Source organism: Sandaracinus amylolyticus (genome assembly GCF_000737325.1).
Taxonomy (GTDB): Bacteria; Myxococcota_A; Polyangia; order Polyangiales; family Sandaracinaceae; genus Sandaracinus; species Sandaracinus amylolyticus.
Genome location: NZ_CP011125.1, coordinates 4953231 through 4979675, shown reverse-complemented (window position 1 = coordinate 4979675; position 26445 = coordinate 4953231). Strand labels below are relative to the sequence as shown.

At 72.3% G+C, this 26445-nt stretch carries 23 protein-coding genes and 1 riboswitch; of the genes, 8 read left to right on the top strand and 15 right to left on the bottom strand.

What is annotated here, in order from left to right:
• Nucleotides 1-9 precede the first annotated feature (9 nt).
• The gene (locus DB32_RS21165) at nucleotides 10-1164 is read right to left on the bottom strand and encodes a hypothetical protein (protein WP_053234463.1); all 1155 of its coding nucleotides are present in this window, start codon (nucleotides 1162-1164) and stop codon (nucleotides 10-12) included.
• A gap of 119 nt (nucleotides 1165-1283) precedes the next feature.
• Between DB32_RS21165 and rfbB the strand changes: the two genes are divergently transcribed.
• From rfbB to rfbD, 4 genes are read left to right on the top strand one after another with little or no spacing between them, the layout of a single operon-like run.
• A complete protein-coding gene (gene rfbB / locus DB32_RS21160; protein WP_053234462.1) occupies nucleotides 1284-2348 on the top strand; it encodes a dTDP-glucose 4,6-dehydratase in 1065 nt (354 codons plus the stop codon).
• Nucleotides 2349-2350: 2 nt separating this feature from the next.
• Nucleotides 2351-3238: a glucose-1-phosphate thymidylyltransferase RfbA gene (gene rfbA / locus DB32_RS21155; protein ID WP_053234461.1), complete on the top strand. Its 888-nt coding sequence runs from the start codon at nucleotides 2351-2353 to the stop codon at nucleotides 3236-3238.
• Nucleotides 3235-3792: a dTDP-4-dehydrorhamnose 3,5-epimerase gene (rfbC, locus tag DB32_RS21150; RefSeq protein WP_053234460.1), complete on the top strand. Its 558-nt coding sequence runs from the start codon at nucleotides 3235-3237 to the stop codon at nucleotides 3790-3792. Before rfbA ends, rfbC begins: the two co-directional genes overlap by 4 nt.
• Nucleotides 3789-4616 (top strand): dTDP-4-dehydrorhamnose reductase, encoded by an 828-nt coding sequence (gene rfbD / locus DB32_RS21145; RefSeq protein ID WP_053234459.1) that lies wholly within the window; start codon nucleotides 3789-3791, stop codon nucleotides 4614-4616. Before rfbC ends, rfbD begins: the two co-directional genes overlap by 4 nt.
• Nucleotides 4617-4993: 377 nt before the next feature.
• On the opposite strand, the gene DB32_RS21140 is transcribed toward rfbD, so the two are convergent.
• Nucleotides 4994-6031 carry a hypothetical protein gene (locus DB32_RS21140; RefSeq protein WP_157069247.1) on the bottom strand — a complete coding sequence of 346 codons (1038 nt, stop codon included), beginning with the start codon at nucleotides 6029-6031 and terminating at the stop codon, nucleotides 4994-4996.
• Nucleotides 6032-6466: 435 nt separating this feature from the next.
• Complete coding sequence (locus DB32_RS21135) at nucleotides 6467-7375, bottom strand: NAD(P)/FAD-dependent oxidoreductase (RefSeq protein ID WP_075097971.1); 909 nt, start codon at nucleotides 7373-7375, stop codon at nucleotides 6467-6469.
• A 152-nt stretch (nucleotides 7376-7527) separates the two neighbouring features.
• On the opposite strand from DB32_RS21135, the gene DB32_RS21130 reads away from it, so the two are divergent.
• On the top strand, nucleotides 7528-8298 hold the full coding sequence (locus DB32_RS21130; protein ID WP_053234456.1) for a glutathione S-transferase family protein: 771 nt from the start codon (nucleotides 7528-7530) through the stop codon (nucleotides 8296-8298).
• A gap of 3 nt (nucleotides 8299-8301) precedes the next feature.
• Here DB32_RS21130 and DB32_RS21125 read toward each other — a convergent pair whose 3' ends face one another.
• From DB32_RS21125 to DB32_RS21095, 7 genes are all read right to left on the bottom strand, one after another.
• The gene (locus DB32_RS21125; protein WP_053234455.1) at nucleotides 8302-8877 is read right to left on the bottom strand and encodes a hypothetical protein; all 576 of its coding nucleotides are present in this window, start codon (nucleotides 8875-8877) and stop codon (nucleotides 8302-8304) included.
• Between the two features lie 43 nt (nucleotides 8878-8920).
• Nucleotides 8921-9397: a glycosyltransferase gene (locus DB32_RS21120; RefSeq protein ID WP_053234454.1), complete on the bottom strand. Its 477-nt coding sequence runs from the start codon at nucleotides 9395-9397 to the stop codon at nucleotides 8921-8923.
• Nucleotides 9394-9876, bottom strand: coding sequence for a glycosyltransferase (locus DB32_RS21115; RefSeq protein WP_205627066.1), 483 nt, complete (start codon nucleotides 9874-9876; stop codon nucleotides 9394-9396). Before DB32_RS21115 ends, DB32_RS21120 begins: the two co-directional genes overlap by 4 nt.
• Nucleotides 9873-11798: a GumC family protein gene (locus DB32_RS21110; RefSeq protein ID WP_169791506.1), complete on the bottom strand. Its 1926-nt coding sequence runs from the start codon at nucleotides 11796-11798 to the stop codon at nucleotides 9873-9875. Before DB32_RS21110 ends, DB32_RS21115 begins: the two co-directional genes overlap by 4 nt.
• 368 nt (nucleotides 11799-12166) lie before the next feature.
• Complete coding sequence (locus DB32_RS21105; RefSeq protein WP_053234452.1) at nucleotides 12167-16837, bottom strand: MupA/Atu3671 family FMN-dependent luciferase-like monooxygenase; 4671 nt, start codon at nucleotides 16835-16837, stop codon at nucleotides 12167-12169.
• Nucleotides 16838-16900: 63 nt separating this feature from the next.
• Entirely contained in the window at nucleotides 16901-17953 is a 1053-nt protein-coding gene (locus tag DB32_RS21100) for an SLBB domain-containing protein (RefSeq protein WP_083457579.1), read from the bottom strand.
• A gap of 66 nt (nucleotides 17954-18019) precedes the next feature.
• Nucleotides 18020-19273, bottom strand: a complete 1254-nt coding sequence (locus DB32_RS21095; protein WP_053234450.1) for a hypothetical protein — start codon at nucleotides 19271-19273, stop codon at nucleotides 18020-18022.
• 56 nt (nucleotides 19274-19329) lie between these two features.
• Nucleotides 19330-19548: riboswitch (cobalamin riboswitch) on the bottom strand.
• A gap of 71 nt (nucleotides 19549-19619) precedes the next feature.
• On the opposite strand from DB32_RS21095, the gene DB32_RS21090 reads away from it, so the two are divergent.
• Nucleotides 19620-20900 carry an RCC1 domain-containing protein gene (locus DB32_RS21090; protein ID WP_053234449.1) on the top strand — a complete coding sequence of 427 codons (1281 nt, stop codon included), beginning with the start codon at nucleotides 19620-19622 and terminating at the stop codon, nucleotides 20898-20900.
• On the opposite strand, the gene DB32_RS21085 is transcribed toward DB32_RS21090, so the two are convergent.
• The 5 genes from DB32_RS21085 to DB32_RS21065 form a co-directional block, all read right to left on the bottom strand.
• Nucleotides 20881-21228 carry a hypothetical protein gene (locus DB32_RS21085; protein WP_053234448.1) on the bottom strand — a complete coding sequence of 116 codons (348 nt, stop codon included), beginning with the start codon at nucleotides 21226-21228 and terminating at the stop codon, nucleotides 20881-20883. The genes DB32_RS21090 and DB32_RS21085 overlap by 20 nt on opposite strands.
• Nucleotides 21225-22124, bottom strand: a complete 900-nt coding sequence (locus tag DB32_RS21080) for an MbnB/TglH/ChrH family RiPP precursor modification enzyme (protein WP_053234447.1) — start codon at nucleotides 22122-22124, stop codon at nucleotides 21225-21227. The genes DB32_RS21085 and DB32_RS21080 overlap by 4 nt, the downstream gene beginning before the upstream one ends.
• A complete protein-coding gene (locus DB32_RS21075; protein WP_053234446.1) occupies nucleotides 22121-23020 on the bottom strand; it encodes a hypothetical protein in 900 nt (299 codons plus the stop codon). The genes DB32_RS21080 and DB32_RS21075 overlap by 4 nt, the downstream gene beginning before the upstream one ends.
• On the bottom strand, nucleotides 23017-23883 hold the full coding sequence (locus DB32_RS21070) for a hypothetical protein (RefSeq protein ID WP_157069246.1): 867 nt from the start codon (nucleotides 23881-23883) through the stop codon (nucleotides 23017-23019). Before DB32_RS21070 ends, DB32_RS21075 begins: the two co-directional genes overlap by 4 nt.
• A gap of 86 nt (nucleotides 23884-23969) precedes the next feature.
• Nucleotides 23970-24743: a phosphate/phosphite/phosphonate ABC transporter substrate-binding protein gene (locus tag DB32_RS21065; protein WP_053234444.1), complete on the bottom strand. Its 774-nt coding sequence runs from the start codon at nucleotides 24741-24743 to the stop codon at nucleotides 23970-23972.
• An 80-nt stretch (nucleotides 24744-24823) separates the two neighbouring features.
• Between DB32_RS21065 and DB32_RS21060 the strand changes: the two genes are divergently transcribed.
• Together DB32_RS21060 and DB32_RS21055 are read left to right on the top strand one after the other, a co-directional pair.
• On the top strand, nucleotides 24824-25810 hold the full coding sequence (locus DB32_RS21060; protein ID WP_053234443.1) for an alpha/beta fold hydrolase: 987 nt from the start codon (nucleotides 24824-24826) through the stop codon (nucleotides 25808-25810).
• Nucleotides 25810-26433, top strand: a complete 624-nt coding sequence (locus DB32_RS21055; RefSeq protein WP_053234442.1) for a hypothetical protein — start codon at nucleotides 25810-25812, stop codon at nucleotides 26431-26433. Before DB32_RS21060 ends, DB32_RS21055 begins: the two co-directional genes overlap by 1 nt.
• The last annotated feature ends 12 nt before the right edge of the window (nucleotides 26434-26445 follow it).

Below are 26445 nucleotides of genomic sequence, written 5' to 3'. Positions count from 1 at the left end.
GGCGTCGCGCTACAAGCCCATCGGGCCGTGACCGTCCATGTTCGTCAAGAACAGGCCGTTGCGCGTCTCCTCGAACGGCGCCAGCGCTTCGCGCAGCGGGGGCGAGCCCGCGAACAGACGGCGATGCGGCACGAGGACGAAGCCCTGCTCCTCGAGCGCGCGAAGCCACGCGGGATGCGACTGGTTGGCGATGACGATGTCGACGCCGCGCGCCTTCAGATGATCGAGCCCCGCGCTCACCACGTCCGCGGCGTCGTCGGGATGCGCGAAGTAGTCGACGAGCGTGCCGACGTGGAGCTCGCCGAAGCGCGGATCGTCGCGCATCTGGCGCGCGCTCACCGCGATCCATCCGATCGTGCGCCCGCCGCGATCCACGCGGAGACGCGTCTGCGGCGACCACTCGGGCGAGGTCCATCCGGGCGGCATCAGGAGGTTGAGCGACGCCGCGTCGCGCACTGCGAGCGCCGCGTACTCGTCCTTCACGCGGTGCCAGAGCTCGTCGGCCCACGAACCGAACGAGTCGATCTCGACGACGTCGACCTGCGGCTTGCGACGCGGACGCCCGACCGGCGCCGAGCGCCTCGACGAGGCCCATTGCAGCGCCGAGAGCGCGGCGTTGCCCAGCCCCGTGAACGCGAGGCCATCGAGGAAGAGACGTCGCTCCGGCGTGCCACGCAGCTGGCGATTGAGGCGCAGGAACCGATACGCGTCGACGACGTGCAGCGCGAAGGGCGTCGGGTGCATCAGCCACCCCATGCGACGCAGCATCTGCACGATCGGCTCCTCGTCGCTGCCGTGCCCCCAGGAGTAGAGCAGCGGCCGCTTCTTGAGCATGTCGCGCACGAGGCGCAGGCCGAGCGAGTTGTATTTGCGGCTGATCGCGCCTTCGCTGACCGGTCCCTGCCAGTCGGTGATCACGAGCGAGCGACCGCGGACGCGCCACTCCTGCGGCTTCAGGCCGTAGCCACCGCGCACCTGATCGTCGCCCTCGACCGCGAGCCAGTACTCCATCCACACGGGCTGATCGGCGCGCTGCTTCGCGATCCACGCGGGGACTGGCTCGACGTACCAGCCCCAGCGGGAGCCACCGAGGCGCATGCGACGGTTGAACGCCTCGACGGCGTCCTTCCACCGCTCGGCATGAGGCACGATCGCGATCGACATCGAGGGCGCGCGAGTATGCGGGCGCGACGCGTCGTTCGCAAAGCGGTGGAGGAATCTTCCCAGGTGGCAAGTCCGGTGCGGGAGTCTATGCTGCCGCGCGAAGGGGCAAGAGATCGCGAATGAACGTCCTCGTGACCGGCGGCGCGGGATTCATCGGTTCGAATTTCCTGAACCTGATGGTGCCGCGGTACCCACAGCACCGTTTCGTCTGCGTCGACAAGCTCACGTACGCCGCGAACCTGCAGTCGCTCGAGGGCGTGTCGAGCGCGTCGAACTACGCGCTCGAGCGCGTCGACATCGCCGACTGGGACGCGGTCGATCGCCTCTTCGCGAAGGAGACGCCGGACCTCGTCGTGCACTTCGCGGCGGAGAGCCACGTCGATCGCAGCATCCTCGGCCCGCGCGACTTCGTGAAGACGAACATCGAGGGGACGTTCAACCTCCTCGAGGCGTGCCGCAAGGCGTGGGGTTCGACAAAAGACGGTGCGAAGAAGAGCGACGTGCTCTTCCACCACGTCTCGACCGACGAGGTGTACGGCTCGCTCGGCGACGAGGGGCTCTTCACGGAAGAGACGCGCTACGACCCGTCGAGCCCGTACTCCGCGAGCAAGGCGTCGAGCGATCACCTCGTGCGTGCCTATTCACGCACGTACGGCATGCCCGTGAAGATCACGAACTGCTCGAACAACTACGGTCCGCGGCAGTTCCCCGAGAAGCTCATCCCGCTGATGATCCAGCACATGCTCGAGCGGAAGCCGCTGCCGATCTACGGCAAGGGCCTCAACGTGCGTGACTGGCTCTACGTCGACGATCACTGCGAGGCGATCTGGGCGGTGATCGAGCGCGGCGTGGTCGGCGAGACGTACAACGTCGGCGGCAACTCGGAGAAGAAGAACATCGAGGTCGTCGACACGCTCTGCGCGATCGTCGCCGAGGAGACGGGCACGAAGGCCGACGAGCTGCTCGGGCTCAAGACCTACGTGACCGATCGTCCGGGCCACGACCTGCGCTACGCGATCGACGCGACGAAGATCCGTCGCGAGTGCGGCTGGACGCCGAAGGAGACCTTCGAGACCGGCATGCGCAAGACGGTGCGCTGGTATCTCGACAACCGCGCTTGGGTCGAGGCCGTGAAGAGCGGCGAGTACCGCAAGTGGATGGACGCGAACTACGGGGGACGCTGAAGATGTCGATCCAGAAGGGCATCATCCTCGCGGGCGGATCGGGCACGCGCCTCTGGCCGATGACGAAGTCGGTCAGCAAGCAGCTGATGCCCATCTACGACAAGCCGATGATCTACTACCCGCTGACCACGCTCATGCTGGCGGGGATCAGCGACGTGCTCGTCATCACCACGCCGCACGAGCAGGCGCTCTTCAAGAACCTGCTGGGCGACGGCTCGCAGTGGGGCATGTCGATCCGCTACGCCGTGCAGCCGAAGCCCGAGGGGCTCGCGCAGGCGTTCCTCATCGGCAAGGAGTTCATCGGCGGCCAGCCCTGCGCGCTGGTGCTCGGTGACAACATCTTCTACGGCCACGGTCTGCAGGGCCTGCTCGAGGACAGCGCGAAGCGCGATCAGGGCGCGACCGTCTTCGGCTACTGGGTGAAGAACCCGCAGGCGTACGGCGTCGCGGAGTTCGACGCCGAGGGCAAGGTGATCGGCCTCGAGGAGAAGCCGCAGAACCCGCGCTCGCACTACGCCGTCGCCGGGCTCTACTTCTACGACAAGCAGGTCGTCGACCTCGCGACGAGCCTCAAGCCGAGCAAGCGCGGCGAGCTCGAGATCACCGACCTCAACCGCCTCTATCTCGAGCAGGGCAACCTGCGCCTCGAGAAGTTCGGGCGCGGCGTCGCGTGGCTCGACACCGGCACGCCGGAGTCGCTGCTCCAGGCCGCGAACTTCATCCAGACGATCCAGCAGCGCCAGGGCCTCCAGGTCGCGTGCCCGGAGGAGGTCGCGTTCCGCAAGGGATGGATCAAGGCGGGCGATCTCGAGAAGCTCGCCGAGCCGCTCGCGAAGACCGAGTACGGGCAGTACCTGATCGCGATCGCCACCGACGGCCCCGCGCGATGAAGGTCACCGAGACCACGCTCCCGGGCGTGCTGCTGATCGAGCCGCAGGTCTTCGGCGACTCGCGCGGCTTCTTCCTCGAGACGTTCTCGGCGCAGCGCTACGCGGAAGCGGGCATCCCCGGGCCCTTCGTGCAGGACAACATGTCCCGCAGCGCGAAGGGCATCGTGCGCGGCCTGCACCTCCAGAGCCCGAACGCGCAGGGGAAGCTCGTGTGGGTCGTGCAGGGCTCGGTGCTCGACGTGGCGCTCGACGTGCGCGTGGGCTCGCCGACGTTCGGCAAGTGGGTCGCGGAGGAGCTGAGCGAGGAGAACAAGCGCCAGCTCTGGATCCCGCCAGGCTTCGCGCACGGCTTCGCGGTCACGAGCGAGAGCGCGGTCTTCGTCTACAAGTGCACCGAGTACTACGCGCCGAAGGACGAGGTCGGCGTGCTCTGGAACGATCCCGATCTCGGCATCCCGTGGCCCGTGATCGAAGCGGTCGTGTCGCCGAAGGATCGCGCGCACCCGCGGCTGAAGGACGTCGATCACGCGCGCCTGCCGAGGTACGTCGGATGACGACGCTGCTGATCTCGCCCGACGGCATGCTCGGTCGTGCGTTCGTCGAGGCGCTCGGTGAGGGCATCACCGGCGTCTCGTATCCGCAGATCGATCTCACGAAGCCCGAGACGATCACCGCGCACCTGACGCCCGGCGTCACGCGCGTGATCAACTGCTCGGCGTACACCGACGTCGACGGCGCGGAGACGAACGAAGCGCTCGCGAACGCGATCAACGGGCACGGCGTGGAGGCGCTCGCGAAGCGCTGCCGCGAGATCGGCGCGACGCTGATCCACTTCGGCACCGACTACGTGTTCGACGGCAACGCGACGAAGCCGTACCCGGTGTCCGCGCCGCTCGCGCCGCAGGGCGCGTACGGACGCAGCAAGGCGCTCGGCGAGACGCTGCTGCGCGAGAGCGGTGCGCAGCACCTCTACGTGCGCACGAGCTGGCTCTACGCGCCGTGGGCGAAGAACTTCGTGCGCACGATCGCGTCGCTCGCGAAGACGAAGAGCGAGCTCAAGGTGGTCGACGATCAGCGCGGACGCCCGACCAGCGCCGAGCACCTCGCGCGCACGACGCTCGCGCTCTCGGAGCGCGGCAAGCGCGGCACGTGGCACGTGACCGACGGCGGCGAGTGCTCGTGGTTCGACTTCGCGCGCGAGATCGTCCGGCTCGGCGGATCGAGCTGCGTCGTGCACCCGTGCACGACCGCGGAGTTCCCGCGCCCGGCGAAGCGCCCCGCGTACAGCGTGCTCGACCTCGCGGAGACCGAGAGCGTGCTCGGCGCGATGCCCGACTGGCGCGAGAACCTCGCGAGCGTGATGGCGCGCCTCGAGTAGTCAGCAGGAGTGCTCGCCCCCGGAGGGCGCGTACGGAAGCGTGCGGAGCACGCGGACGGAAGGGCCCGGAGCGGGCGAGCCGACGTCGAGTAGTCAGCAGGAGTGCTCGCCCCCGCAGGGCGCGTACGGAAGCGTGCGGAGCACGCGGACGGAAGGGCCCGGAGCGGGCGAGCCGACGTCGAGTAGTCAGCAGGAGTGCTCGCCCCCGCAGGGCACGTCCGGAAGCGTGCGGAGCACGCGGACGGAAGGGCCCGGAGCGGGCGAGCCGACGTCGAGTAGTCAGCAGGAGTGCTCGCCCCCGCAGGGCGCGTACGGAAGCGTGCGGAGCACGCGGACGGAAGCGCCCGGAGCACGCGAGCCGACGTTTCGATATTCCTTCACCCCGCGGGACGTCCGGTGTCGTCGACCGGGCACTGGAGCGCGGCCGCCACGCGCGGGTGTCGCGCGACGATCTCGTCGATGCGGACGCGTCCCGGCGGATGCGTGCGGTCGCCCTCGGGCGCGCAGATCGGCTCGAGGGTGCGCTGCAGGTAGCGCTCGGCGTCGCCGGCGCGCGCGTCGAGATCCGCGGCGAGGATGTCGGCTGCGATCGCGTCGGCGCGCACCTCGGCGTCGCGCGCGCGCTCGAGGCCGAGCGTCGGACCGATCGCGACGTGGCCGAGCTCGTGCGCGAGCAGGAACGCGATGCGCTCGCGGAACGCCGGACCGTCGGGCGTCGGGTCGGACGCGTCGCGCGAGACCAGCAGGAACCCCGGGCAGAGCGTGAGCGACTCGGCGTCCTTCGTGACCCACGCGTCGTCGACGAGGAGGTGCTCGCCGCAGCCCATGCGCAGCGCGCGCGGGACCTCGCCGCGCAGCGCCGAGAGGTCGGTCCAGTCGAGCGTGGCGCGCTCCAGGCGCCCGATCGCAGCGCGATCGGCGTGCCGCGCGGCGGCGACGCGCGCGATGGCGAGCGCGCGCAGGCGCTCCATCTCTTCGCGCACCGCGCCCTCGAGCGGCGCGAGGCGCGCGTCGATCTCGAGCGCGCGCGCCTTGCGCACGAGGCGCGTGATCGCGTCGCGACGCTCCGCGGGCTGCGACGCGAGGTACGCGCGCCAGTCGTCGAGCGACGTCGCCTCGACGCCGAGCTGCGCCGTGACCATCGCGAGGACGGCGTGCTCGATGTCGCGGATCACCGCTTTGTGGCGCGATGCGCGGTCGTCGGCGCGCTCCGCGGCGGCGCCGCAGAGGCGCGCGTAGGGGCTCGCGCACTGCGCGTCGGCGCGCTCGTGCGCGCGGGTCTCGGCGTGCTCGTCGCCGATCGCGCGGCCCCTCGCGGCGGGCGCGGTGGGGTGCCCCGGCGTGGCAGCGCAGCCGGTCACGATCGCGCAGAGCGCGGCGAGGAGAGCGCGGCGGAGTGGACGCGAGGACGGCATCGCGCGGAGGTGCGCGAAGACGAGCAAGCTGCGCGCCGCGAGCGTGGGTGAATCGGAGACGTCCGGATGGCTGCGGCGCGGGGGTAGAGCCGACGCGAGAGCCGATCCGCAGAGTGCGGATCGGGGGTGGAGCCGACGCCACAGCCGATCCGCAGAGTGCGGATCGGGGGTAGCGCCGACGCCACAGCCGATCCGCAGGATGCGGAGCGGGGGTAGAGCCGACGGAACAGCCGATCCGCAGAGTGCGGATCGGGGGTAGAGCCGACGGAACAGCCGATCCGCAGAGTGCGGATCGGGGGTAGCGCCGACGGAACAGCCGATCCGCAGAGTGCGGATCGGGGGTAGAGCCGACGGAACACCGGGTCGGCAGACGTTCCGGGGTCGTTGCGGCGGCCGATCGCCGTTCGGATGTCCGCAGAGTGGGGTGCGCCGCGGCTACGGCGCGCCGAAGCGCTCGGCGGTCAGCAGCTCGACGAGCGACATCGCGACCTGCGCGCCGTCGGTGGCGGCCGTCAGCGCGCTCGCGCGGCGGCCCGCTGCGTCGCCGACGACGTGCACGCGCGCCATCGACGTCTCGCCCACCGCGTCGCTGCGCACGAGGCCGCGCTCGTCGAGCGCGAGCCCCGCGTAGAGCACGACGTCGGCCGAGCGCGCCGCAGGGTGCAGGAACAGCGCGCCGCACGCGACGTGCTCGCCGCCCTCGAGCTCGACGCCGCGCAGCGCGCCGTCCTCCGCGACCACCCGCGCCACGGCCCGAGGCTCGACGCGCACGCCCGCCGCGCGCAGCGGCGCGAGCTCGCTCTCCGGCACGTCGGTGCGCCCGTTCAGCAAGAGCACCAGCTCGCGCGCCCACGCGCGGAGCGGCAGCACGGTTCGCGCGACGCCGCGCTCCACCGCGAGCACGGCCCACGTCGCGTCCGCGTGCTCGAAGCCGTGGCAGTGGGCGCACGAGAACGCGTCGCGCCCCCAGACGTCGCGCAGCCCCGCGATCTTCGGCAGCACGTCGACGATGCCGGTCGCGAGGATCACGCGTCGCGCGCGCAGCACGTCGCCGCTCGCGAGCTCGACGCGCACGCCGTTCGTCTCGCGCGCGAGCGATGCGACGCGCCCGTCGACGAGCTCGACGTGCTCGTACTTCGCGAGATCGGCGCGCCCTCGCCGTCGCAGCTCGTCGGGGCTCGCGCCGTCGTGGCCGAGCCATCCGTGCGTCGCGGGCGCGCTCGCGTTGCGCGCGGGGCCACCGTCGACGACGACCGTGCGCAGCCGCGCGCGGCCGAGCACGAGCGCCGCCGAGAGCCCGGCGGGGCCGGCGCCGGCGATCACCACGTCGTGCTGCGTGCGCATCGCGGCGAGCGTACGACGCGGCGAAGCGAGGCGCGCGGTGCGCATCGCGCGATGCGCCGGGGCGCGCAGCATGCTGCGCACGGGACGCGCGTTTTGCGCGCGATCGTGGGTGGCGTACGCGTTGCTCGGGTCGCGCGGCGCAGGAGGCCCGTGTGGGAACCATCGAGTACGTCGATCTGGAGGTCGCGCGCGCGGCGCGCGGGGTGAGGCTCGTGGTCGCGTCGGTGCTCCCGAGCCCGTGGTCCGAGGCGGCGAAGGGCGTGCTGCGGCTCGCGCGCGTGCCCGTCCTCGCGGTGCGTTACCGCTCGGGCGATGCCGAGACCGCGGCGTGGATGGGCGCGTCGAACGTGCCCGTCGTGCGCTACGACGACGAGCTCCCGCGCACCGGCTGGGCCGAGATCACGCAGCTCGCGGCGCGGCTCGCGCCGGACCGTGGGATCGTGCCGAGCGACGACGCGGCGCGGGTGCGCGCGTTCGGTCTCCTCCACGAGATCGCGGGCGAGGACGGGCTCGGGTGGAACGCACGCGCGTGGATGATCCACGCAGGGCTCGAGAGCGGCGGAGCACGCGGGTTCCCGCTGCCCGTCGCGCGGTACCTCTCGTCTCGCTACGCGCTCACGTCCGACGCGGCCACGCGCGCGCCGCGTCGCGTCCGCGCGGTGCTCTCGCTGCTCGACGCCGAGCTCGCGCGCGCACGCGCAGCGGGCCACGCGTGGCTCCTCGGCGACGCGCCGAGCGCGCTCGACGTCTACGCCGCGACGTCCCTCACGCCGCTCGTGCTGCGCGACGACGCGGAGTGCCCGGCGATGGTCCCGTCGCTGCGCGGTGCGTTCGCGTCCCTGCGCGACGCGCTGGGAGACGCGGTGTCGCCTGCGCTCGTCGCGCACCGCGAGCGCGTGATCGAGCGTCCGATCACGCTCTGACGCTCATCGCTGGTAGCGGATCACGACCTCGAAGCGCGCGTCGCCGTCCTGCCCGCCCGAGATCACGCGGCTCGGGAGGCGCGTGAGCCGCATCAGATCGATCACCGCCTCGATGCCGCCGAGGAAGTCGTCCCACATGCGCCGCGTGTACCCGTGGAACTCGTCGAACGCGAAGTGGATGTGCCCCTCGCGCGCGTCGATCACGGTGATGCGCCCGCCGTCGACGTAGCGCGAGACGATGCGCGTCGCGTTGACCAGCGCGCTGCGCGGCGAGACGACGAGCGAGATGACGCGGAAGAGCGTCGAGAAGTCCTCGACGACGGCGGCGCGCGAGAGCTCGCGGCACACGCCCTCGTCGCTGGCGCGCGATGGGATCTCGCGCTCGATCGACGCGAGCAGCGCGTCGTACCAGCTCGCCGGGTACCAGCCGTTCGTCACGACCTCGCCGTCGCGCAGCGCGACGCCCCCGGGGCCCTCCACGCGCGCTCGCACGCGCGCGAGCACGTCGTCGCCGTAGCGCCGCTCGAGCGCGCGCAGCGTGCCGTGGAAGTTGACGCCCTTGAGCCTGCGCTCCTGCATCCCGCGCCGACCTTAGCGGATCGACGCGGCGTGCGCGCGGGGGTCACTCGTCGAGGAAACGGCGAAGGCGCGCGATCAGCTCGGGGCTCGCGTGGGGCCCGAGCGTCTTCTCCGAGGACAGGCCGTCGATGCGGTCGAGCGCCTGCGCGAGGTCGCCCGCGTCCCACGCGACCGGCACGCGCCCGAGCGACTGGAAGCGCTCGGCGGTGGCGACCTGGTGGTCGTTGCGGGTCTCGCGGAGCGCTGCGCGCCGCGGCATCACGAGGATCGGCTTGCCGAGCTCGAGCGCCTGGAGGATCGAGCCCGTGCCCGCGTGCGCGACGATCACGCGCGCCTCGCGATAGCGCGCGAGGAAGTCGTCGGGCTCGAGGAAGCGCGTCCACTTCACGTGCTGCGGCACGTAGTCGGCGGGGCCGATCTGCGCGAACACGTCGGCGCGCTTGCGCGCCGCGGCCCACTCGTCGACGGCCTTCACCATGCGATCGAACGGCATCTGCGCGCCGACCGTCACGAAGATCACAGGATCGCCCCCGCGTACTCGGGCCCGCCGGCGCGCTCGAGCTCCCGCCACTGCGTGAGCCAGAGGTCCGCGAAGGGGCCCACCTTCGCGCCCGACATCGAGAGCTCCTCGACGTTCGCGATGCTGTCGACCCAGATGGTGCGGCAGCCGAGCGACTTGCCGAGCACGACGCCGAAGAAGCCGGGCAGGGCGCCGGTCGAGATCACGACGTCGGGGCGCTCCGCGAGCAGCACGCCGAGCACGCGCGCCGCGCACTTCACGAGGCCCACGCGATCCCAGCGGGTCACGTCGGGCACGACGCGCAGCTTCGCGCCCTGGACGTGCGAGCGATAAGTGTCCGAGACCGTGACGTAGACGACGTCGTGCCCCTCGAACGCAGGGCGCAGGCGCATCAGCTCGATCCAGTGGCCGCCGCCGGAGGAGATCGCGAGGATCTTCTTCCGACCTCTCCGGCGCGGCTTCCGCAGTCGTCCGATCACTCGCGCGTCGCGCTCCAGAACGCTTCGACGTCGCCGCTGCGGTCGGGGAGCGTCGCGTACTCGTCCGCGATGCCGACGACCGCGTAGCCGACGCCTTCCTTGCGGCCGAGGCGGTTCGCGAGATCGCCGAGCTGCGTCACCGTGATCGCGCCCGAGGGCACGACGACGAGCACGCGATCCGCGAGGCGCGCCGCGCGGCGCAGCTGCTGCCCGTTGAGCGGGCCCTCCCACGCGGTCGGGATCAGGCGCTCGGTCTCGTCGCTCATCGGCGTCGAGGTGAGCACGCCGTAGGGCGCCACCGCGCTGACGATCGTCGGCGGGCCGAGGAGCTCGAACGATCCGCCGCGCTGCACCTGCGTCGGCGCGGCCTCGAGCTCCTGCGAGGACATCCCGCCGACCGACGGGCCCGCGCTCGCGGGGAGCGAGCGACGACCGGCGTCCATCGGGCTCGGGCTCACGAGCGTGTCGCGCCCCATCTCGATGAGCGTCGTGTCGGTCCAGTCCGCGGCGAGCTGCTTCGCGAGCTCCATCGCGAGCGGCATCTCGTGCTCCGTGGCGCCGACGACGAGCATCGTGCCGGTCGACTTCGGCACGAAGTCGTCCATGTCGGCGACGAGATCGCCCGCGGCGCTGGGATCGCGCGGCCACGTCGTGGTGCCGACCACCGCGCCGTTGCCCCAGAACGAGACCTCCGACGCGGTGTGGAGCTTCAGGCCGCGCAGCTCGCGACCGACGAGCCCCACGAGCACGAGCAGCACGAGCGCGAGCGGGACGCCTGCCGCGACGTAGTACTTGCGCTTGCTCGGCGCGGCGCTCTCGGGCGCGACCGCGCGTGCGATCACGCGGAACCCGGTGTCCGGGTTCTCGATCATGTTCTGCAGGCGCGCGCGGTGGTTCTGCAGGTTGTTGAGCAGCGTCTGCTTCACCTGCACGTCGGCGAGGAGCGCCGTCGCGTCGCCCTCGATCGCCGAGAAGCCCGCGACGCGCTGCTGCGCTTCCTGCGCGAGGCGCTGCAGCTGCACCGAGCGCTGGCGCGCCGCCTCGAGGTCGGCGGACGCCGTCGCGAGCGCGGTCGCCGCGGTCTCGAACGTCGAGCTCGCGCCCATCGACACCGAGCCGACCCGGCTGCCGCCGCCCGAGCTCACGCGCTCGCGCAGCGAGCGCACCTGACGCTCGGCGACCTGGAACCGCGGGTGATCCTCGGAGAGCTGTCCGCGCAGCTGCTCGAGGTGCGCCTCGGCGCGCGCGAGCTCGGTCTCGTCGACCGACTCGGTCTGCGACGCGACGACCTGCATGCGCGGCTGGCGGCGCACCTCTTCGCGCAGCTCGGTGACGCGCGCCTCGAGCGACGCGATCTCGGCCGCCGCGAGGTCCGCCTCGGCGCGCAGATCCGCGGCCTGCTCGAGCGCCGCCTCCTGCTCGGTCGTGAGGTCCGTGACGCCGTGCTCGGTGCGGAACGCGTCGTAGCGCGAGCGCGTGACGTCGAGCTCCTGTCGCGCTGCGAGGATGCGCCCGTCGAGGTTCGCGATCTCCGTCTCGATCTCGCGGCGGCGCGCGCCGAGCTGGTACTCGACGAACGTGTCGACGATCGTGTTCGCGAAGCGCGCCGCCTCTTCCGGCGACGTCGAGTGCGCGGTGATCGTGACGAGGCCGGCCTCGGCGTCCTGCGTGTTCTCGAAGAGGTTCTGCATGGCGGCGAGGGGCACGGGATCCATGCCCATGCGCCGGCGCACCTCGCGCAGGACCTCGTCTCGGCGCAGCGACTCCAAGCGCGAGGGAAGGTCGCGCCGCGCGTCCTGCGGCGACGCCTCGGCGCCCTCCGCGAGGGGCTGCACGCCCTCGAAGCGCATGGACGCGCTCGAGTCGTAGTTGTGCTTGATGACGAACTTCGCGAGCACGACGCCGACGACGACGCCGATCACGGCGGCGGCGAGGAGCCACCATCGGCCGCGTCGGATCGCACGGAGGAGCCGCGCTGGCTCCACGGGGAGGCCGGGTCTGGCGCGGCTCGACGCTTCGCCGCTCTCGGGGGCCTCGGCCTGGTCGTTCTGAGCGGCCATGTGGAATGCAGCTGGGGGCCGAGTTTTACGCCGATCAGCGGATCGGTCCAGGGGTGGAGAGACGCGTTCTTCCCGGATGGCTCGGAACTCTCGCACGGTACCAGAGAGGCATGAGCACCGGGTGTGATTCCGACGAGCAGCGGGCGTTTGGTACCGGCGCGAAACGCACGTCGGGCCCGGCACCTTCCGATGCCGGGCCCGCTCACGTGTGGCGTCCGTGCGACGAGCGACTACCGGCGGCGGACCTGGTTGCGGCGGTTCATCATCTCGCGCCGCTGGGCCGCGCGATCGGCGGTCTTGCCGAGCTCCTCCGCGCCGCCGCCCGCGTCGCCGCCGCCACCGAGGTAGCTCGCGAGCGCCGCGATCGTCGGGAACCGGAAGATGTCGGTGATCGTCAGGTCCTTGCCGGTCGCCTGCTTGATCTCGCGGTGCGCCTGGACGGCGAGCAGCGAGTGACCGCCGAGCTCGAAGAAGTTGTCCTGGGTGCCGACCTTCGAGAGGCCGAGGATGCGCATCCAGATCTCGGCGATCTGCTTCTCGATCTCGCTCTCCGCGGCCACGAACTCCGCGGCCGAGGCGCGCCCGGCGCTCTCGTCGGGCTTGGGGAGCTGCTTGCGATCGATCTTGTTGTTCGGCGTCAGCGGGAAGCGCGCGAGCTCCACGAAGTGCGAGGGCACCATGAACTCGGGCAGCGTCACCCGCAGGTGCGCGCGCAGCTTCTCGGGGTCGGGCGTGTGGCCCTGGGCCGCCGTGTAGTAGGCGACCAGGCGCTTGTCGCCCGGGTTGTCCTCGCGCGCGACGACGACGACCTCGCGCACGTCCTCGTGGTTCGAGAGGCGCGACTCGATCTCGCCGAGCTCGATGCGGTAGCCGCGGATCTTCACCTGGTGATCCACGCGACCGAGGAACTCGACGCGGCCGTCGCTCGCCCAGCGAACGAGGTCGCCGGTGCGGTACATCCGCGCGCCCTCGGTCTTCACGAAGGGATCGGGGACGAAGCGCTCCTCGGTCAGATCGGGGCGCTGCCAGTAGCCGCGCGCGACGCCGGCGCCGCCGATCCACAGCTCGCCCGGCGCGCCCACCGGCACCGGCTGGCGCGCGGCGTCGAGCACGTAGAGCTGCGTGTTCGCGATCGGCTTGCCGATCGACACCGTGCCCTCGACGGGCGCCGCGACCTCGGTCGACGACCAGATCGTCGTCTCGGTCGGGCCGTACATGTTCGTGAGCGTCGCGCGCGTCGCCGTCGCGAGCTCCGCGACGAGCGAGCCCGGCAGCGCCTCGCCGCCGACGAACATGTGCTTCACGTGCGCGAGCGCGGTGCGCGCCTCGTCGTTGCCGAGGAGCATGCGCAGCATGCTCGGCGTGCACTGCAGGTGCGTGATGCGGTGACGGACGATCTGCGCGGCGATCGACCAGTCGTCCTCCTCGACGCGCGGCTTCGGCTCGGCGGCGAGGCGCAGGCGGTTGAGGTGATCGAGGTGCGCGAGCACCGTGTCGCTGTCGATCCCGTAGTCGATGAGACACGCGATCTCGTCGACGCCGATCGACTTGCACTCGTTGACGCGCTGGAGCGCGCTCTCGGGCGTGCCGAAGAGACCGCTCGTCTCGTAGTAGCGCTCGAACGCGTGATCGAGCAGCGCGTCCGCGTCCTCCGGCGAGAGCGAGGTGAAGTTGTCCTCGAAGCTCGCGCCTTCCTTCGCGTGCTTCTTGAACGCGGGGAACGCCCACGCGTGCGCCGCGATCAGGTTCATCGAGCTGCGCAGGTAGTCCTTCATCGGCTCGCGCGCGGTCTCCTTCACGGCGCGCTCGTCGTCTCCGATGAACGTGTGGAGCATGAGGGTGACGTGGCCGTCGCCCTCGTGGCCCGAGTCCTTCCAGGCCTTGCGATAGACCGCGACCTTCTCGCGCACTTCGTCGAGGCTCTGACCGAGCAGGTGCGTGAGGATGCCGGCGCCCATGCGGCCCGCGGCCGCGAACGTCTCGGGGTTGCCCGCGGCGGTCACCCAGATCGGCAGCTCGGGCTGCACGGGACGCGGCAGCGTCCTCACCTTCACGGGGCCCTTCGGGCCCTCGAACTCGAGCGTCTCGCCGCGCCAGAGCTTCCGGACGATCTCGAGGTCACGCACCATCGCGCCCTTCGCGTTCGCGAAGTTCTCGGGGCGCAGCACGAAGTCGTTCGGGTGCCAGCCGCTCGCGAACGAGATGCCGACGCGCCCGTTCGACAGGTTGTCGACGAGCGCCCACTCCTCCGCGACGCGGATCGGGTGGTGCAGCGGGAGCACGCACGATCCCGAGCGGATCTTCACGTGCTGCGTGACCGCGGCGATCGCGGCGCTCGCGACGCTCGGGTTCGGATAGAGGCCGCCGAACGCGCCGAAGTGCCGCTCGGGCGTCCACACCGCCTGGAACCCGTTGCGATCCGCGAACTTCGCGCCCTCGAGCAGCGCGCGGTACTTGCCCGCGTTCTTCTCGCCCTCGTCGCTCGCGAAGTAGAAGAGCGAGAAGCCGATCTTCCGATCGCTGCCGGGCGCGCGACCGCTCGAGACGAGCGCGCGATCCTCGTCGCTCGAGAGCACGACCTCGAAGCCGCGGCAGAGCGTCCAGAAGAGCTCGAGCACCGAGATGTCGAACGAGAGGCTCGTCACCGCGAGCCAGCGCGCATCCGTCGGTCGCGGGATCACCGGGTCCATGCCGGTGAAGAAGTTCGCGACGTGGCGGTGCTCGATCATCACGCCCTTGGGGCGGCCGGTCGAGCCCGACGTGTAGATGACGTACGCGAGGCTCGCGCTGTCGGTCTCGCGCGCCGGGCGCGTGCGCGGCTCGCTCGCGAACGACGACGCGTCCGCGTCGAGGCGCAGGATCGTCGCGCCGGTCTGCGGCAGCGCGTACGCGAGGTGCTCCTTCGTGAGCACCACCTTCGCCTGCGAGTCCTCGACGTAGAGCGCGACGCGATCCGCGGGATAGCTCGGATCGACGGGCACGTACGCGCCGCCCGCCTTCCAGATCGCGAGCGCGCCGATCACGAGCTCGGGTGAGCGATCGACGTGCAGCGCGACCAGCGTGTCTCGGCCGACGCCGAGCGCGATCAGCTTGTGCGCGAGCTGGTTCGCACGCTCGTCGAGCGCGCGGTACGTGAGGCGCTCGCGCTCGAACGCGAGGGCGATCGCGTCCGGCGTGCGATCCACCTGCGCCTCGAAGAGCTGGTGCACCGAGCGATCGGCCGGGTACTCGGTGGTCGTCGCGTTCCAGTGGCGGAGCACGCGATCGAGCTCGTCGGCGGGCAGCAGCGGGAGGCGCGCGACCTGCGTCGCGGCGTCGTTCGCCGCGCCCTGGAGCAGCGTGCCGAAGCGGCCGACCATCTTCTCGAGGTGCGCCGCAGCGACGCGCGTGCTGTCGATGATCAGCGTCGCGCGCGATCCATCGGGGCTGATCGCGATCTCGAGCACCTCGCCGGCGCGCGGCTTCACGGTGTCGAGCGCGTCGGTCTCCTCGACCGCGATCTCGATCTTCGCGCTGCCGAGCCCCGGCGTGCGCGCGACGAGATCACGCGGGTAGGTGAGGTGCTCGCGCAGACGATCGCGATCCGCGGCGATCTTCTCGCGCAGCTCCGCGAACGTGATCGTGTCGCCGAGCTCCACGCGCAGCGGGACCGACTGCGCGAAGAAGCGCTCCACGCCCTGCGTCGCGCTGGTGATCGCGGGGTGGCGATAGCCGACGTCGAACGTGCGGTTGCCCGTGATGCGCGCGAGCCACGCGATCGCCGCGGCGAGCGTCGACGGCGCGTCCATCCCCGCCGGCACCGGCACCGGCGCGCGCACGAACACCGGCGCCTTGCTCGGCGTGCGATCCGCGTACGGCAGCTCGATCGGCGCGACCTGCGCGAGGCGCTTCGACCAGAACGTCTCGTGCTTCGCGAGCTGCTGATCGGACTCGCCGAGGCGCGTCGCGCGCGTCTCCTCGAGCGCGGGAAGGCGCGCGCCCTTCACGATCCCGTGCTTCGCGAGCGCGGCGTCGTCCTGCGGGATGCCGCTCACGCACGTCGCGCGCGGGAAGCGCAGCGTGCCCTGGCCCGTCGCGACCTCGATCGCGCCGTGCTCGACCGCGACGATCGTGCCCGGCTCGTCGCTCGTCTCGGCGCTGCCCTCGTGCACCTCGGGGAGCAGGAGCGGATCGGTCGCGGTCTGCGTCTTCGCGGCGCCGACCGGGTTCGCGTAGCGCGGACCGAAGTCGAGGGCGCGGACGAGCGACGCGATCTTCGACGCGGGCTGCGCCCAGTCGATCGTGCACATCGCCGCGGGGCGGTCGTAGCGCCCGAAGTACGTGCGCTGCGTGAGGTCCTGCTTCGTGCGCTGCTCGGTGCCGGTGCCGAGCTGATCGACGAGCTCGCTGAACGACTCGATCGCCGCCTCGTAGCAGCGCGTGTTGAGCACCACCGACGTGTCGCGCTCGCCGATGCCGAACGTGCGCTGCGCGAGGATGTCGCCCTCGTCGACGCCGCCCTCGATGACGTGCCAGGTGATCCCGTGGCGCGGCTCGGCGTTCAGGATCGCCCACATCGGGGCGTTGAGGCCCGCGTAGCGCGGCAGCGGGCCGTCGTGGAAGTTGATCGAGCCCCGCTTCGGCATCGCGAGGACGTCGTCGGGGATGATCGTCAGGTTCGCGATCGAGAAGAGCCAATCGAACTCGCCTCCTCCGATCGACTCGGTGTGCGCGCGCAGGCGCTCGGCGAGGCCCTTGCCCGGCGCGATGCGCGCGACGCCGTTCTGGTCCGCCCACTTCCCGATGCCCTCGTCCGACGAGACGATGCCGAGCACGGCGTGGCCTCGCGCTCGCAGGATGTCGGCGCACTGGATCGCGAGCGACTCGTTGCCGATGACGTAGCAACGGAACGGACTGGACATGGGGCTCCCTTGGCGTGTCGAGGTCGAGTGGCGTTCAGGTCGAAGCGAAGCGCGCGGCCACGCTCAGCGTCCCGAGCCGATGATCAGCGACGGCACGGTGATCGAGGCCGCGGTGATCGGGATCGAGAGGAGCAACGAGAGCGAGTTCATGACGTCGCGCAGGTCGGCGTGACCGGCCGAAGCAACGTACACGATGTCGCCCGGGGCGAGCACGACGTCGTGCGCGTCGCCGTCGACGATCGCCGCAACACTGGTCGAATAGACCATCGGATCGGACGCCTCACCACGGATCACACGCACGTCGCCCCAGTTCCCATCGCGGGTCACGCCGCCCGCGAGCGAGAGCGCGTGGGTGAGGCGCATGCCGGGCCGGAACGCCATGATGCGCGGCGAGCCCACCTGGCCGAGCACGCTCACGAGGCGACCGAGGTCCGCCGGGACGTAGAGCGTGTCGCCGGGGCGGACGCGGATGTTGTGGCGAGGATCACCCGTGAGCGCGATCTCGAGCGAGATCGGCAGCGCCTCGCCGTTGCGCACGAGGCGCGCGCCGCCGAGGTCGCCCGACGGCATGGAGAAGCCTTCTTCCTCCGCGACCGCCGCGCCGCCCGCGGCCGCGAGCAGGTCCGCGAGGCGCATGCCCGGCGTCACCGCGATGCGTCCGGGCTCGCCGACCGCGCCGAGCACGCTCGCGAAGTGTCCGCTCGGCTCGCTGACGACGAGCGACACGCGCGACGTGCGATCGAACTGGCGCATCGCCTCTTCGACGCGACGCTCCGCGTCGGTGAGGTCGAGGCCGCCCACCGGGACGTCGCCCGCGAGCGGGATGTGCAGCACGCCGCGCTCGTCGACGACCAGGCCCTCGTACTCTTCGGTCTCGGTGCTGATCAACCGGAGCGTCACGACGTCGCCCGGGTAGAGCTGCATCGCGGCGGCTGCGTCGTCGGCCATGCCCGGCGGAGTCAGATCGGCGCGTTGGAAGCGCGCGTCCTCGCTCGGCATGGTAGGCGTGCGTGGCAGGTTCGGCGTACAGCCTGGACCGAGCGAGCCAGCGAGCACCGCCGCGAGGACACAGGAGAAGAGGTTCCAGTGTCGACGGAAAGGCGAGCTAGTGGTCATCGGAGTCCCACCTACTCCCGCGGCGACGGGCTTGCAAGCACCGAGTACCGCCGTCTGGGCGTCCGCTCAGAGCTGCGTGATCTCGCGCGGCGGCAGCGTGCGACAGGTCGGTAGCAGTACGAAGTCACGCAGGGTCGCGCCCTCCGCGTGGACGTCGAGGCGATGGACGCCGCGCGCGTCGGCGTCGGGGACGAGGAGCAGGCCGCGCTCGGGATCGAGCGCGCCGCTGCCGAGCACGAACGACGCGTCGGCCTCGAGCAGGATCGCGATCGATGCGTCGTCGAGATCGAGCAGCGCGAGGACGTCGCGGCCGCTCTCGCCGCGCGGATCGGCGACGTAGGCCGCGCGCGACGCGTCGAGCGGCACGAGCCCCGCGGTGGGCGACGGCGCGCTCTCGTGATCGGCGGCGCGCCACGCGCGATCGATCGTGATGCGTCCGTCGGGATCGATCGCGACGCGCACGATGCCCGCCTCGCGCCGGCGCTCGAGGCCCGGCGAGAACGCATCGCCGGTGCAGAGGATCATCGCGCGATCGGGCGCGCCCGGGATCGCGCGCGCGCCGTGGCACCCGCTGAGACCCTCGAGCGCGACGAGCTCGGTCAGCGCGCGCGTGTCGGGATCGACGACCGCGACCGCGCCGTCGCCGGTGAGCGTGAAGTCCGCGCTGAGGCGCTGGAGCGACACCAGCACGCGCCGCGCGCCGCTCGGATGCGCGATCGGCACGAGCGTCGTGGGGCGCGCGTAGATCGGCGTGCCGTCCTCCGCCGTGGTGTCGGCGGCGACGTCGATGCGTGCGAGCACGACGCCCTGCGCGACGTCGACGACCACGACGTCGTTGCCGCGCGCGAGCTCGGGCGCGTCGGGATGGAAGCTCGGGTTCGCGCGGCTCACGAGCGCGATCGCGCCGTCGACCGCGAGCACGTCCTGCACGTTGGGCGAGTGACCGCTCGGCGCGTCGGGATCGTCGCCGCGGAGATCGATCTGGCGCACCGTGCCGGTCGCGTACTCGGCGAGGGTGAGGCGATCGGCGTTGAAGCGCTCGAGCAGCGCGAGCGTGCCGGGCTCGGGCGTCGCGACGATCACGACGTCGCCTCCGAGCCCTGCCGCGATGCCCGACGCGCGCGTGCCCGAGTCGATCCACGACTCGGTGATCGCCTCGCCGCGCTCGTCGAGCAGCGCGATCGCGGTCGACGCGTAGTCGGAGAGCACGACGCCGAACGCCGGCGCGCGCGAGATCGGGGCGAGGTCGGCGACGTCGCAGGGGCGCTCGGTGCCGCATGCGGCGAGCAGCACGAGCGAGGCGAGGATCGGACGAGACACGAGCGACCTCCGAGGCGGGGCGCCCTCCCACGAGGCGCCGTGTGCCGCCGCGCGGATCTCGCGCGACACCGTCGGCAGGTCTTCGGGCTCGCAGGCGCTCGGATCGCGTTCGAGCCGATCCGGTCTCTACTGGCCGTCGCTTCCCGGAGGACCATTCCTCCAGTGCTCGGGACGGCGTTCGTTCCTGCACACCGCTGCGGGGCAGCTCCGGATTCGCACCGGATTCCCTCGAGGCGCACGGTCCCACCGCGCGCACCGCTGGCGAGCGCGAACGTGGCGGGCCCGGCGCGAGGCGTCAAACCGGGGCGGGTTGGAAATTCTCCGCGATCGCGCGTACGACGAGCGGATGGGGGACTCCGGCCGCGTCGTGGGCGTGCTCGTGTGCGCCGTCGGGCTGCTCTCGCCGGGCTGCTACCTCGCGCACTCGCTCGATGGCGCGGACGGTCCTGCGCCGCTCGATGCGAGCGTGGTCGACGCCCGCGTCGCGCGTCCCGACGCGGGCCCACCGCCGCCGCCGGAAGAGCCGCCGCCCGGCACGCGCGTGGTGCAGATCTCGGTGGGCGGGGATCACGTGTGCGCCGTGAGCGACGAGGGCGCGCTCTACTGCTGGGGCCAGAACGACATCGGGCAGCTCGGCGTGAACGAGCGGCGCGCGTCCTCGCGACCGCTCCGCGTGCATGGCCTGCCTCCGATCGCGTCGGTGAGCGCCGGGGCCAGCCACACGTGCGCGGTGGACGTCGACGGCGGGCTCTGGTGCTGGGGCTTCGACCACTACCGTCAGCTCGGCGTCAGGGCGGAGGAGCGACCCGACTGTGGTCGCGCCGTGTGCAGCCCGATCCCGCTGCGCGTGCCCGACGTGCCTCCCGTGCGACGCGTGTGGATCGGTGTCCACGGCACGTGCGCGGAGCTCGTCGAGGGCGACGAGCTGCGCTGCTGGGGCACCGACGCGGCGTCGCGCGCCATCTCGCGCTCCGCGGTGCACGGCGTGCGGGATCTCGGGATGGGCCTCTCGCACGCGTGCCTGTGGATGCCCGACGAGCGCGTGCGGTGCGTGGGCGACGGCACGTTCGGGCGCGCGGGCGACGAAGGACGGGGCGACGGGATCGTCGATCTCGACGACGTGATCGATCTCGAGGTCGGCGCGGAGCACGCGTGCGTGCTGCTCGCCGACACGCGCGTGTTGTGCTGGGGCTACAACTGGGACGGCGCGCTCGGCATCAAGGAGGGGCTGCCGTACTGCGTGCACGGGGACACCGGCGGCGCGTGCGCGATCGCGCCGATCGCGCCGACGGGCGATCCCACGGGCACCGCGCTCTCGATCGGCAGCCGTCGCTCTTGCGTCATCGACACCGACGGTGGCGTGACGTGCTGGGGCCCGTGGACGATCGAGGGAGGCACGGTCTGGTGCGGCGGCGGCGCGCCCGAGGAGTGCGACCCGACGCCGACGCGCGTGCCCGGGATCGCGGCGCCCCGCGCGATCTCGGCCGGCGACAGCGTGGTGTGCGCGATCGTCGAGGACGGCGGCGTGATGTGCTGGGGCTGGGACACGGACGGACAGCTCGGGCACGGTGTCGTCGAAGGAACGCTCGTGCGCGAGCCGGTCCGGGTCATCGGCTTCGGCGGCTGAGCCACGCCTCGAACGCGCGGCCCTCGGCGCTCGGGTGGGACGCGTGCATCGGGACCTCGCGGTGGTACACGCGGAAGAGGGCGGCGAACGCGCGCGGATCGAGCTCGGCGCGGTGCGCGGCCTCGTCGCTGCCCTGGACGAGTCGCTCGCAGCGCAGCCGCGCGACGAGCAGCGCCTGCATGCGGACGCCATCGGGATCGACGCGCGCGAGCGCCGCCCGCGTGGGCTCGTCGAGCTCGGGATCGCCTGCCGCGTCGTGCAGCGCGGCGACCGGATCGTCGGCGCGCATCGCGCGCGCGAGGAGCTCCTCGAGGCGCGCGCGGCTCATCGCGCGGCCTTCGTGATCGCGCGGCGGATGCGCGTGAGCTCGTCGTCGAGAAGGCGCGCCGTCGCGTGGTCCGGCACCGTGCCTTCCATCCGCTCGAGCGTCACGCCGCGGAGGTGCGGGCAGCGCGGGAGCACGTCGTCGAGCAGCGCCCACACCGGCTCGGGCACCGCGTCGTCGTGGCCGTCGAGGCGCATCGTGCGGCCCGACGGGAGCCAGCGCGGATCACTCTCGCGACCGCCGCTCACGTGGAGCTCGATCACGCGATCGAGCGGCGCGCGAGCGAGCCATGCCTGCGGATCGAGCCCGTGCAGCAGCGACATCGTGTGGAGGTTGTGCAGGTCGAGCAGCAGGTGACGGTGCGGCGCCGCGAGCACGTCATGCAGGAGGCGGGGCTCGTCGAGCGGATCTCCGAGGACGAAGTAGACGACCGAGTTCTCGACGCCGACGTCGGGCACCACGCGCGACATGAGCTCGAGCCGCGCGCGCAGCGTGGACGCGGTGCGCGCGTCGTACGGCATCGGCATCGGGAGCGCCGTCGTCTCGCTGCCTGCTCCTGACGCGGACCGCAGCGACGTCGCGCCGAGGTGATCGGTCCACCACGCGTACCCGAAGAGCGCGACGTCCTCGCGCATCCGATCGAGCCACGCGCGGGTGCGCGCCTCGTCGCCCTCGCTGCACGTCGAGAAGCCCACGCCGTGCGCGACCACGGGCTTGTTCCACGCGCGCACCGCGGCGAGGAAGCGCGCGTGGAACCCGTTCGGGACCAGCGCGCCGTCGTCGCGATCGATCCACGTCGTCTCGGGCGTGACCTCGAGGTAGTCGGCGCGGCGCGCGATCGGCGCCACGCGCGCGAGCGTCTCGTCGTCGGGCGGCAGCGCGAAGCCGACGCCGATCACGGCGTGAGATACCAGTCGAGGAAGCGCGCGCTGCGCTCGGGCACGTGGCCCATGCCGCACGCGATCATCAGCGACGCGTCGCCCTCGCGGCGGCGCTCCTCCTCGGTCATCTCGACCGTGGTCCCGCACCCGCTGCCGATCGCCCACCGGCTGCCGGGCACGCGACCGCGACGCCACCGCTCGATCCCGACGTCGCGCACGGCCTCGCGGAACGCGGGATGCCTCACGAAGAGCGCGGGCGCGAGCGCCACCGCGACGCGGTCGGACGTGTCGTACACGCCGAGCGCGAGCTCGATGCGCTGCCGTCGATCGACGGGCAGCGCCGCGAGCGCGACGGAGGCACGGCGCTGGAGCGCCGCATCGTCGGGCGCGATCGCGCCGTGCACCAGCGACGCGAGCGCCGCGATGCGCCGATCGATCACCTCGTTCTCGCGCGCGGTGCGCTCCTCGAACGACATCTGCTCGTCATCGCGGAAGATCCAGTACTCCGGCGTCTCGGGGAGCGTCGCGTCGATCGCGCGCGCGACCGCGGGGACGCGCTCCGGCTCGACGAGCACCATCAGCGGCTCGCCCGCGGGCGCTTGCGGCACGAGCGTGCGCAGCGTCGACATCGTCGCGCAGACGACCTCCGCGAGCGCGAGATCGACGAACACCTGATCGGGCCCGTGGTTGAGCAGCTCGCCGAACGCGCCTGCGCGCTCCCAGCGCGCCTCGCGCTGCGCGGGGATCACGATGACGAGCAGCGGACGCCCGGCACGCTGGGCACGGCGGTACGCCTCCGAGAGCGCGGCGAGCCCACCGTCGTCGTCCTGCGCGAACGCGCGCGCCATCCACGCCGGGCACGCGAGCACGCCCGCGAGGGTCGCCGCACCACCGAACAGATCCCTTCGCTTCATTCGATCTCTCCGGTGTCGAAGAACACCTCGCCGCGATCGCTCGGCGAGCGGGCGAACATCTCGGGCGTCGCGGGCGCGAGCCTCACTCCGACGTCGTCGACGAGCGCGTCATTCCAGAGCCGCATGCGGATCGTCGTCTCGCCTCCGTGAGGCGCGAGCTCGATGCCGCCCGGCGCCGGGCGGTACGTGCCGCGCGTCGTGCCCTCGGCGGTGCGCAGGAGATATCCGCCCGCCGCGTCGAGCACGAACAGCACGTCGGAGTACGCGTACGCGCCGACGAGCGCAGCCGCGTCGGGGATCGCTCCATCGTCGTCGGGCTCGGGGACGACGTGGTCGAGCTCGAGCGCGCTCCGCTCGTGCCACGTCAGGTCGCCCGCCGCGAGCCCCTGCTCGAACGAGCTCGCGCGCACCCCTTCCACCTCGACGTCGTGGAGCAGCGCCGCGACCCACGTCACGCCCGGCGCGTGCAGCGCGTAGCGCGCACCGCTCAGCGGCTCGACGCGCGCACCGAGCATCTCGCCGAGCGAGAGCGCGCCCGCGTGCGTCCCGGTGATCACGAACCGATCGGCGTCGACCGCGCCGCGCTGCACCTCGCCGTCGGGGCCACGGATCTCGACGAGCTCACCGGGCGCGAGCGCCAGCCGCTCGCGTCCTTCGGGCCGCACCAAGTACGCCTCGTCGTCGACCGCGACCGGGACGGGCAGGGCGCTCTCGACGGTCTCGCCGCCGACCTCGAGCGCGATGCCCGCGGCGCGCGCGTCCTCGTCGAGGAGGAGCACCGCAGTCTCCTCCGCGTCGGGCGCGGCGCACGAGCCCAGGATCAGGAGCATCAGCGCGAGCGCACGTGCAGGGAGTCGTCGCACCTCTCGCCTCCTCGATGACGGTGCTGACCGAGACCTCCCGGATCAGCTTGGGTTCCGCCTGGGACGAGCGAGCGTACGTCCGGATCTCAGCCGAGCTTCTTGAGGCGCGCGTACTCCCCGTCCGCGGCGCGCTCGAAGCCGTCTGCTTCCATCGCCAGCTTCAGCGCCGTCGTGCGCTCGCGTCCCCCCGCAGGCGGGAAGATGCGTTCGATGAGCGCCTCGGCGCGGATGACGTCGAGGGCGGGTGTGATCACGAGCGCGTCGGTCGGGGCGGTGTCGGTGATCAGGATCGGCGCGAGCCGCGTCGCGCCCGCGCGCCCTCCGTGCAGCGAGAGCGCCTGCTCGACGTGCTCGCTCTCGCCGCTCGCGACCGAGACCGCCGCCACGTCCGCGCGATCCTCGATCACCGCAGCGAGCGCCGCGGGGTGCGTGCCCACGAAGTCCTGCGAGGCGAACGTGCGATCGGGGTCGATCCCGCGCTCCCGCAGGTGCTGCGCGACCAGCAGGTACCCGCCGATCGACCGACGATCGACCCACGCCGCGCGCTTGCCCGCGAGCTGCGCGATCCCGACGTGCGCATCGGCGCGCGCGATCAGCGCCGAGCGATACGTCGAGCGCCCCGCGCGCACGACCTTGAAGACCGCGCGCGCATCGTCGGCGACGTGCGCGCAGATCGCGGCCGGTGCCCAGAGGAGCTCGGCGCCCGCCTCGCGCGCCACGCGCTCGAACGTCGCGTAGTCCGGCGCGACCTCGACCTGGACGCGATCCCCGAGGTCGCTCGAGAGCGATCGCTCCAGCAGCTCGCCCCGGGCCTGGGCGCGCGCGACACCGACCGAGGGAGGCACCAGGAACCGCAGCACGGCTCTGGGCAAGCTAGCAGCCCCGGTACGGGACGGCCCGGCGTTGCCTCGTGATCGTCACTCTCGTACAGTGCGCGCCGATGTCGGCGACTCCGCCGGGCGGCGCGCGGATCCACGCGCCTGCGACTCGATTCACGCCTCCGCTGACCGTCGAAGAACGCCGAGTCGTCTCGTTCGACGGCACCGACATCGCGTACCACCTGGTCGGCGAGGGCCCGCCGATCCTCCTCGCGAACGGGCTCGGCGGGTCGTGGCGCGCGTGGACGCACCAGCTCCGGCACTTCTCGGATCGGTACCGCTTCGTCTCCTGGGACCAGCGCGGGCTCTATCGCTCGGGGGCCCCGCCCGATCGCGGCGCGCTCGACGTCCCGGCGCAGGCGCGCGATGCGCTCGCGGTGCTCGACGCCGAGGGGCTCGATCAGGTCGCGATCTGGGGCTGGTCGATGGGCGTGCAGGTCGCGCTCGAGCTCTGGCGCCGCGCGCCCGAGCGCATCGCGTCGATCGTGCTGATCAACGGCGTCGCCGGGAAGCCGTGGAGCACGCTCGCGAACGTGCCGAAGGTCGGGCTGCTCGCGCCGTACGTGCTCTCGACGCTGCGGCGCATGCCGCTCCTCGTCTCGTCGGTCACCCAGCGCGCCGTCGCGTTCAAGGGCACGCCGCAGTGGGCGATGCGCCTCGGCCTCGCGAGCCGCACGCTCGACGTCGCGATCTTCGAGGAGCTCGCGGGCTCGTTCGGCGGGCTCGACATGGGGATCTACGTGCACACGCTCGAGCAGATCGGAGAGCACGACGCGCACGACGTGCTGCCGACGGTGCGCGTGCCGCTCCTGATGCTCGCGGGCGGGCGCGACCTGATGACGCCGCGCAGCGCGGCCGAGCGCATCGCGCGCGAGGTGCCGGGCGCGGAGATGCTCGTCGTGCCGGGCGGGACGCACTACCTCGCGGTCGAGTACCCGGAGCTCGTCAGCCTGCGCATCGAGCGCTTCCTGCGCGATCGCGGGTATCCGCCGCGCGGCGAGTCGCGGCGTCGTTCGTCGCGGCCTCCGCCGTTCGGAGGCGCGCGGTGATGCGCGTCGTGTTCCTCGTCGCGCTCGCGTCGATCGCGGTCGCGTGCTCGGGCGGCGGCGAGAGCGGTCCGAGCGCGTCGGTGCAGGCCGACGCGGCGGCGCTGCAGGAGCTGCTCGGGAGCGATCCGTCGCGCACGGTGCTCCGCGAGGTCGAGGACGCGGTCGACGGAGAGCGTCCGGTGATGGCTGCCGAGATGATCGAGTCCGCCGCGGCCCCCGCGGTGCGACGTCAGATCGAGCGGCTCCAGCACGCGTCGGTGTCGACCCAGGAAGGCCGCCGGCTGCGCACGCGCGCGGTCCGCGTCCATCGCGAGCGGCTCAACGCGCTCGAGCGCTACGGCCAGCTGCTCGCGCGCGGCATCGGCACCGAGGACACCGAGCTGCTCGACGCGATGCACGCGTACGCCGACGCTGAGCTCGCCATCGTCGCGCTGCACGACGATCTCGCGGCGATTCGTCCGCTCGCGGCGGGCGCCGACGACGAGCGTGACGCGCGGCTCGGAGGTCTGCCCCCGCTGCGTCGCGACGAAGAGCCGGTCGACGAAGGCGAGGCCAGCCCCACGCTCCCGCCCGAAGGTCCTGCTCCGAGCGCCGGCGAGCCCGCCGAGCCGCTGCCCGAATGACGATGGAGAACG

Bases quoted from the DNA above. Each gene is read 5' to 3' on its own strand.
- DB32_RS21090 (WP_053234449.1), top strand. From the start codon at position 19,620: ATGGGGGACTCCGGCCGCGTCGTGGGCGTGCTCGTGTGCGCCGTCGGG.
- rfbC (WP_053234460.1), top strand. From the start codon at position 3,235: ATGAAGGTCACCGAGACCACGCTCCCGGGCGTGCTGCTGATCGAGCCG.
- DB32_RS21100 (WP_083457579.1), bottom strand. From the start codon at position 17,953: ATGACCACTAGCTCGCCTTTCCGTCGACACTGGAACCTCTTCTCCTGT.
- rfbB (WP_053234462.1), top strand. From the start codon at position 1,284: ATGAACGTCCTCGTGACCGGCGGCGCGGGATTCATCGGTTCGAATTTC.
- DB32_RS21105 (WP_053234452.1), bottom strand. From the start codon at position 16,837: ATGTCCAGTCCGTTCCGTTGCTACGTCATCGGCAACGAGTCGCTCGCG.
- DB32_RS21055 (WP_053234442.1), top strand. From the start codon at position 25,810: ATGCGCGTCGTGTTCCTCGTCGCGCTCGCGTCGATCGCGGTCGCGTGC.
- DB32_RS21060 (WP_053234443.1), top strand. From the start codon at position 24,824: ATGTCGGCGACTCCGCCGGGCGGCGCGCGGATCCACGCGCCTGCGACT.
- DB32_RS21165 (WP_053234463.1), bottom strand. From the start codon at position 1,164: ATGTCGATCGCGATCGTGCCTCATGCCGAGCGGTGGAAGGACGCCGTC.
- DB32_RS21135 (WP_075097971.1), bottom strand. From the start codon at position 7,375: ATGCGCACGCAGCACGACGTGGTGATCGCCGGCGCCGGCCCCGCCGGG.
- rfbA (WP_053234461.1), top strand. From the start codon at position 2,351: ATGTCGATCCAGAAGGGCATCATCCTCGCGGGCGGATCGGGCACGCGC.
- rfbD (WP_053234459.1), top strand. From the start codon at position 3,789: ATGACGACGCTGCTGATCTCGCCCGACGGCATGCTCGGTCGTGCGTTC.
- DB32_RS21125 (WP_053234455.1), bottom strand. From the start codon at position 8,877: ATGCAGGAGCGCAGGCTCAAGGGCGTCAACTTCCACGGCACGCTGCGC.
- DB32_RS21075 (WP_053234446.1), bottom strand. From the start codon at position 23,020: ATGAAGCGAAGGGATCTGTTCGGTGGTGCGGCGACCCTCGCGGGCGTG.
- DB32_RS21140 (WP_157069247.1), bottom strand. From the start codon at position 6,031: ATGCCGTCCTCGCGTCCACTCCGCCGCGCTCTCCTCGCCGCGCTCTGC.
- DB32_RS21085 (WP_053234448.1), bottom strand. From the start codon at position 21,228: ATGAGCCGCGCGCGCCTCGAGGAGCTCCTCGCGCGCGCGATGCGCGCC.